Raw genomic sequence first — 6,705 nt, 5'->3', positions numbered from 1 at the left:
GGTCCCCCGCGCCCCCCCCTATGGTGGGGCCCGGGGGCTGGGGGCGCCCGGGCCGTTCGGTTTGGGGGCGTTTCCACCGGCGGTGCCGGGGCCCCTGGGCAGCAGGGGCCCGGCACCGACGGTCGGTCAGAAGGTGAGCTTCCAGCTGTTGACGTAGCCGGTGTCCTGCGCGGCGATGTCCTGGACCTTGAGCTTCCAGACGCCGTTGGCGACCTCGCTGGAGGCGTTCACCGTGTAGGTGGTGATCACGTTGTCGGCCGAGTCGCTGCTGCTGGAGTTCTTCAGCCGGTAGGTGCTGCCGTCCGGGGCGACCAGGTCGATCACCAGGTCACCGCGGTAGGTGTGCTTGATGTCCACGCCGACCTGGAGCGCGGCCGGCGCGTTGCCGGTGACACCGCTGACGGTGACCGAGGAGGTGACCGCCGCGCCGTTGTCCGGGATCTGCACGTCGGCGGTGTTCTCGAAGACCGTGCCGGGCAGCGGCGGGGCCTCGGTGCCCAGGGCCCAGACCGCGTACGCGATCGAGTCGGCGCCCCGGTCCAGCGAGGCGTCGCTGATGTTCGCGCTGGTGTCGCAGGAGGCGTGGTAGCAGGCGTCGAACTCCTGGCCCGAGGTGCCGCCCCACTTGGTGGCCTGGGCGGCCGTCTTGATCTCGTCGCCGCCGGTGTACAGTCCGCCGACCTTGATGCCCGCGGACTTGAACGGGGCGTGGTCGGACCGGCCGTCGCCGTTGGTCTCGATCTCGGTCGGCACGCTCACGCCGGCGAAGTAGTTCTTCAGCACGCCTTCGAGCTTGGGGTCGTCGTCGTAGACGAAGTAGCCCGGGTTGGGCGAGCCGATCATGTCGAAGTTCATGTACGCGTCGATCTTGGCCCGCTCGGCGGTGGGCAGGTTGTTGACGTAGTACTTGGAGCCGATCATGCCCAGCTCCTCCGCCCCCCACCAGCCGAACCGCAGGTGCTTGGTGGGCTGCAGGCCGGCCCGGGAGACGGCCAGCGCGGTCTCCAGGACGCCGGCCGAGCCGGAGCCGTTGTCGTTGATGCCGGGGCCCGCCGTCACCGAGTCCAGGTGCGCGCCCGTCATGATCACGTGGTTGGCGTCACCGCCCGGCCAGTCCGCGATCAGGTTGTAGCCGGTGGCGCCGCTGGTGGTGAAGGTCTGCAGGGTGGTGGTGAACCCGGCGGCGTCCAGCTTGCCCTTCACGTAGTCGACCGAGGCCTTGTACCCGGGCCGGCCGTGCGCCCGGGTGCCGCCGTTGGCGTTGGCTATCGACTGGAACTGGGCCAGGTGCGCCTTGACGTTGGCGACCGGGATGTCCGGGGCGGCCTGCACCGTGACGGCGGCCGGGCGGGCCTGGGTCACCTGGGCGGAGGCGGCGGTGGCGAGGAATCCGGCGGCCAGGGTGGCGGCGGCGCCGGTCGCGACGGCGGAGCGGAGCACGCGGGATCGCCGCGAGGCACGCTGAGACAAGGGGAGCTCCAGATTCTGGTGGGGCAGAACGGAACGTGCGAAGTGAGCCGGTCCCGGAGTCCGGTCGGCCGTGATGATTGACGCGACCATGATGATTGGGTGAATACCGAGACCCCGTCAAGGGGTTCGGCCCCGCGATCTCGCGGCGGAGTCGGCATCCGGCCAGGGACCGACCGGGACCACCGCCTCATGAAACCGGGACGGCGGGTGGCCCACCGTGGAACCAAACCGACCACCCGGAGGCCACCGTGCCCGAGCCCACCGACCTGACCAAGTTCGCGGACCCGCTGCGCATCCCCCAGCTGCTCTGCCCCGCAAGTGAACTGACGATCCGTCAACTCTCCGCCGACGTGCAGCTGCACTCCGAGCTGCCGCCCACCCCGATGTGGACGTACGAGGGCAGCTTCCCCGGCCCGACCATCGAGGTCCGGCGCGGGCAGCGGCTGCGGATCGACTGGCAGAACCGGATCAGCACCCCGTACCCCGCCCAGATCGGCCACCTCCCCGAGATCACCATGCCCCCGGCCGAGAACGTGCCGGGCATCGACCCCGCCCTGGTCGACCCCAGGGGCCCGGCCCTGCCGCCCTGGCTGGTGGTGCACCTGCACGGCGCGGTCACCGACGGCGGCAACGACGGCTGGACCGACAACGCGGTCCACGCCGGTCACTCCCAGCTCTCCGAGTACCCGAACGACCAGGCCGCGATGCCGCTCTGGTACCACGACCACGCGATGGGCGTGACCCGGCTGAACGTGCTGGCCGGGCTGGTCGGCACCTACCTGGTCCGGGACGAGGAGGAGGACCGACTGCGGCTGCCCGCCGGGGAGTTCGAGGTCCCGCTGGTGCTCTGCGACCGGAACCTGGCCACCGGCCCGGACGGTGCGCCGACCGGGCAGCTGCTGCACAAGACGGTCGGCCCGCTGCCGTACTGCGGGCGGTACACCCTGGTGAACGGCGTGATCTGGCCGTACCACCCGGTCCGGCCGCGCTGGTACCGGTTCCGGGTGCTGAACGCGTCCAACTCCCGGCCGTACCGGCTGCACCTGGTCGACCAGGACGGGCAGCGGGTGAACGGCGCGGCCTGGCAGATCGGCAGCGACGCCGGCCTGTTCGGCACCCCGATCCCGCTGCCCGGGCGCGGTCTCAGCCTGGCCCCGGCCGAACGGGCCGACCTGCTGGTCGACTTCACCGCGCTGGCCGGCCGCACCCTGCGGCTGGTCAACTCCGCCCCGGCGCCCGCCGAGGGCAGCCCGATCGGCGAGCAGGACGCGGTCGGCATTCCCGACCCGGCCAACCGGCTGCCCGATCCCGAGGTGCTGGAGTTCCGGGTCGCCGCCGCCACCGAACCCGAACCGTTCGCGCTGCCCGCCGTGCTCTCGCCGAGCTTCCGGCGGCTGACCCACGACGACATCCCGCACCACAGCCACCGGATGCTGATGATCACTCAGGACAGCGGCGCGATGTTCCACTTCTGGGAGATGGAGGAGGTCCCGGAGGCGGAGCTGCCACCGGCCGGCACGGTCCGGGACGGGATCGTCCAGATCCAGCCGGACGGCCAGGCCGTGCAGACCTACCGACGGGTCTCGGCCGACTTCAACGACCGCCTCAACTGGCGGATCGACGAGGACGCCTGGGAGCAGTGGACCATCGTCAACCTGGCGCAGCTGGCGCTGCACCCGGTGCACATCCACCTGATCCGGTTCCAGATCCTCACCCGGGCCACCGTCGACGTCACCGGCTTCGACCCGGCCGGCGGCGGGACCCCGATCGGCAAGCCGGTCCGCTGGGGCGCCCAGAGCCCGATCGACCCGGCCGAACAGGGATGGAAGGACACCGTCACCGTCGCGCCGCGCGAACTCGTCCGGGTGGCCGGGCAGTTCACCGGGGCGACCGGCAGGTTCATGTACCACTGCCACATCCTCGACCACGAGGACGACGGCATGATGCGGCCGTTCACCGTCTCCCCGGCCGCCGTGATGGCCCTCGACCCGGGGATGGGCCACGGCGGCCCGCACCACGGCCACTGATCGCCGTAGCACGGTCGGATGCCCGGTCAGGAAGGTCCTGACCGGGCATCCGGATCACAGTGGGATCGGGGCTCACGGGCAGTCCGGTTGCCCCGGGCCACCGCCCACCGGGTCGAGCAGGCCGGCCTGCTCCTCCTCGGGCTCGTCCTCGGACTTCTTCTTCGGGCAAGGCGGCTGTCCCGGTCCACCGCAGGGGCTGCCGCCCTTGCCGTACTGCTTCGGCTGGATGTGCGTTGCCATCAGGTGTCTCACTTCCGCTCTGCGGGGCTGTTCCACCACTGTCCCCCCGGGCCGGTCCCACCCACATGAGCCCCTGGTCCCCACTCGGTCCAGGACACCCGGCCCGGGTCAGCCGTGCACCCGGGGGAACACCGCCCGGACCACCGCGCCCTCGGAGTCGTTGGCGGCGGTGAAGCTGCCGCCCAGCTCCTCGGCCCGCTCCGCCATCGAGCGCAGGCCCACCCCGGCACCGCCGGTGTGCGCCGGGAAGCCCGCGCCGTCGTCGGTGGCCTCGACCGTGACCTCGTCCGGGCGGACCCGGAGGGTGAGCCGGGCGGCGGCGGCGCCGGAGTGCCGGACCACGTTGTTGAGCGCCTCGCCGCTGATCCGGTAGATGGCCACCTCGACGGCGGCGGGCAGGGTGGGCAGCGGGTCCGGGTCCAGGTCGAGGGTGACCCGGAGGGCGTGGTTGCCCAGGCCGTCGGCGAGCCGGCGCAGCGCCCCGGCCAGGCCCTCGCTGCCGAGCGCGGCGGGCGCCAGACCGTCGGTGATCCGGCGCAGCTCGGTGATCGCCTGGCCGATCCCGGCCGAGGCGGTGCCGAGCGAGGCGGCGGCCGCCGAGTCCGGCGCGATGCCGGTGCGGGCCGCGTCGATCTGCAGCCGGAGGCCGGAGAGCGCGGGCCCGAGCCCGTCGTGCAGGTCGTGCCGGAGCCGCCGCCGCTCCTCCTCCCGGGCCAGCACGATCCGCTTCCGGCTGACCTGGAGGTCCTCGTACAGCCGGAGCGAGGCGATCGCGGGCGCGGCCTGGTCGGCGAGCAGCCGCAGCACCTCGCGGTCCTGCCGGTCCAGTTCGCGCTGCCCGGAGCGCGGCGGCACGGACAGCTCGCCGATCACCGCGCCCTCGTAGCTGAGCGGGAAGCTCTCGGCGGGCAGGCCGGCGTCGCCCAGCCCGGCCAGCTCGCGCGGCCCGCCCCGGGTGCCGACCCGGACGTGCGCGGCCGGCAGGCCGAGCGCGATCACCACGGTCTGGCAGAGCAGCGACGGTGCCTCGGCCGGGTCGACGGCCCGGCTCATCCGCTCGGCGAGCCTGCGCACCACCTGGTACGGGTGGGCCCGCTCGCCGTAGTAGTACCGGTCCACCGCGCGCACCACGGACCGGGCGGCGGGCCGCAGCAGCGCGCCGAGCCCGGCGGCGACCAGGATCAGCCACCAGCGGGTGGCCGGCTCGCCCTCGGGCAGCAGCCGGTGGCTCAGGTAGGCGGCGGCCAGCATGCCGATGAAGAGCAGGGTGCAGAACGCGTAGCCGGCCAGGTAGCGCCGGGCGGCCCGGTCCAGCGAGAGCGAGCGGTCCCGGCGGAAGGTGGCGATCGGGACCAGCATCCAGGCGGCCTCGCCCGCGATCACCACCGCGTACGGCAGCCAGTCCGGGTAGTCGCCGAGGTAGTGCGGGACGGTGACCAGGGCGGCCCACACCAGGTAGGCCGTGACCAGCACGGTCAGGTGCGGGTGCCGGCCGGGCGAGCGCCACCAGCGGACCAGCGCGATGGTCAGGGTCAGCACCAGGCTCGCGGTGAACAGGTCGAAGGCGTACGGGGCGAGCCGGCCGTCCAGCCACTTGAAGAGCGCGGTGCCGTGCAGCGGGTTCGGCAGCTCGTACCAGTCGGTGACCCGGGCGGTGTTGGAGAAGGCCAGCAGCACGCTCCAGGCCGCGACCAGCGCGGTGACGCCCCGCCAGATCCCGCCGGGGAGCCGGACGTCGGGGAGCCAGAGCGGGAAGCCGATCACCATGAAGGCGTTGGCGATGTCGGCGGCCAGCACCAGCACCACGATCAGTTGCATCGCGCCCGGGCCGGCCCCGGCCAGCGCGGCGGCCAGCAGCACCACCATCCGGAGCGACTGGAGCACTCCGGTGACCAGCAGCAGGACGCCGAGCCCCGGACCTCGCCGGTTGATCACCAGGACCAGGCCGGAGAGCGTGAAGGTCAGGCCGAGCGCGACCCAGACCCCGTCGAAGAAGTAGTAGTCGCTGATGCCTTCGAGGCCCCCGTTGGCGAGGGCGAGGACCACCCAGACCACGGTGCACAGCAGGGCCAGGGCGGCGGCCGCGAACGCCCTGGCCGTGGTGGTGCTCTCCTGCTCGCTCATCGACGACGCTCCTTACCCCGCGCGGCCACCTCGCGTGTCCCGATCGGCCCCAGGAGCCGGGTGCCCTGGTGGGCCCATGCTGGTCGGCCCGCGGTCCCGAGCGCGAGGGGCCACGGTCCCGAGCCGGTCCTCAGTCGCCGCCCAGGCCCATGTCCCTGGCCCGGGCCACCGCCTCGGCCCGGGTGGCGACGTGCAGCTTCTCGAAGATGTGCGTGACGTGGTTGCGGACGGTCTTCTCGGCCACCACCAGCTCGCGGGCGATCCGCCGGTTGTCCAGCCCCCGGGCCACCAGGTTGAGCACCTCGGCCTCCCGGGCGGTGAGGCTGGGGAACAGCTGGCCCGCCTCGCGGAGCCTGGTGCCCGCCAGCAGCGCGGTGATCCGGACGGCGATCTCGGAGCCGAAGACCGCGCCGCCGGCCGCCACGGTGCGCACCGCGTGCAGCACCTCGTCCCGGCCTGCGCCCTTGACCAGGTAGCCGCGCGCACCGGCCTGCAGGGCGGCCAGCAGGCTCCCGTCGTCGTCGGCCATGGTGAGCATCAGGACGGGCGCGGTCGGGGTCTGCTCGGCCAGTCTGCGGGCCGCCTCCAGGCCGGAGCCGTCGGGCAGCGAGAGGTCCAGCACCACCACGTCGGGGAGGCACTCGGCCACCGCGCCCGGGACGGCCGCGACGGTCTCCGCCTCGCCGACCACCTCGATCCCCTCGGCGCTCTGCAGGGCGGCCTTCAGACCTTCCCGGAAGAGTGGATGGTCGTCCACGATCAGTACCCGCACCGGACCGCTGTCCCTCTGCTGCTCGTCCACCTGGCCGACGCTACCAGTGACGCTTCGATGACCGACTGTGAC

Annotated in this window: 5 protein-coding genes; 1 reads left to right on the top strand and 4 read right to left on the bottom strand. The window is 73.0% G+C overall.

All coding sequences use genetic code 11. The features are described from left to right. Positions 1 to 126 precede the first annotated feature (126 nt). Positions 127 to 1,440 (bottom strand): M28 family metallopeptidase, encoded by a 1,314-nt coding sequence (locus ACIRPK_RS17760; protein ID WP_403039492.1) that lies wholly within the window; start codon positions 1,438 to 1,440, stop codon positions 127 to 129. 278 nt (positions 1,441 to 1,718) lie between these two features. Here ACIRPK_RS17760 and ACIRPK_RS17755 point away from each other — a divergent pair, with 278 nt between their 5' ends. Beyond that, positions 1,719 to 3,497, top strand: coding sequence for a multicopper oxidase family protein (locus ACIRPK_RS17755; RefSeq protein WP_403039489.1), 1,779 nt, complete (start codon positions 1,719 to 1,721; stop codon positions 3,495 to 3,497). A gap of 72 nt (positions 3,498 to 3,569) precedes the next feature. On the opposite strand, the gene ACIRPK_RS17750 is transcribed toward ACIRPK_RS17755, so the two are convergent. The 3 genes from ACIRPK_RS17750 to ACIRPK_RS17740 form a co-directional block, all read right to left on the bottom strand. After that, a complete protein-coding gene (locus ACIRPK_RS17750) occupies positions 3,570 to 3,737 on the bottom strand; it encodes a hypothetical protein (protein ID WP_403039486.1) in 168 nt (55 codons plus the stop codon). A 108-nt stretch (positions 3,738 to 3,845) separates the two neighbouring features. Further along, positions 3,846 to 5,861 (bottom strand): histidine kinase, encoded by a 2,016-nt coding sequence (locus tag ACIRPK_RS17745; protein WP_403039483.1) that lies wholly within the window; start codon positions 5,859 to 5,861, stop codon positions 3,846 to 3,848. A 130-nt stretch (positions 5,862 to 5,991) separates the two neighbouring features. Then, the gene (locus tag ACIRPK_RS17740) at positions 5,992 to 6,663 is read right to left on the bottom strand and encodes a response regulator (RefSeq protein WP_403039480.1); all 672 of its coding nucleotides are present in this window, start codon (positions 6,661 to 6,663) and stop codon (positions 5,992 to 5,994) included. Positions 6,664 to 6,705 lie beyond the last annotated feature (42 nt).

The sequence above is a fragment of the Kitasatospora sp. NPDC101801 genome (assembly GCF_044766665.1).
Lineage (GTDB): Bacteria > Actinomycetota > Actinomycetes > Streptomycetales > Streptomycetaceae > Kitasatospora.
This window is presented reverse-complemented; position numbering and strand designations above follow the sequence as displayed.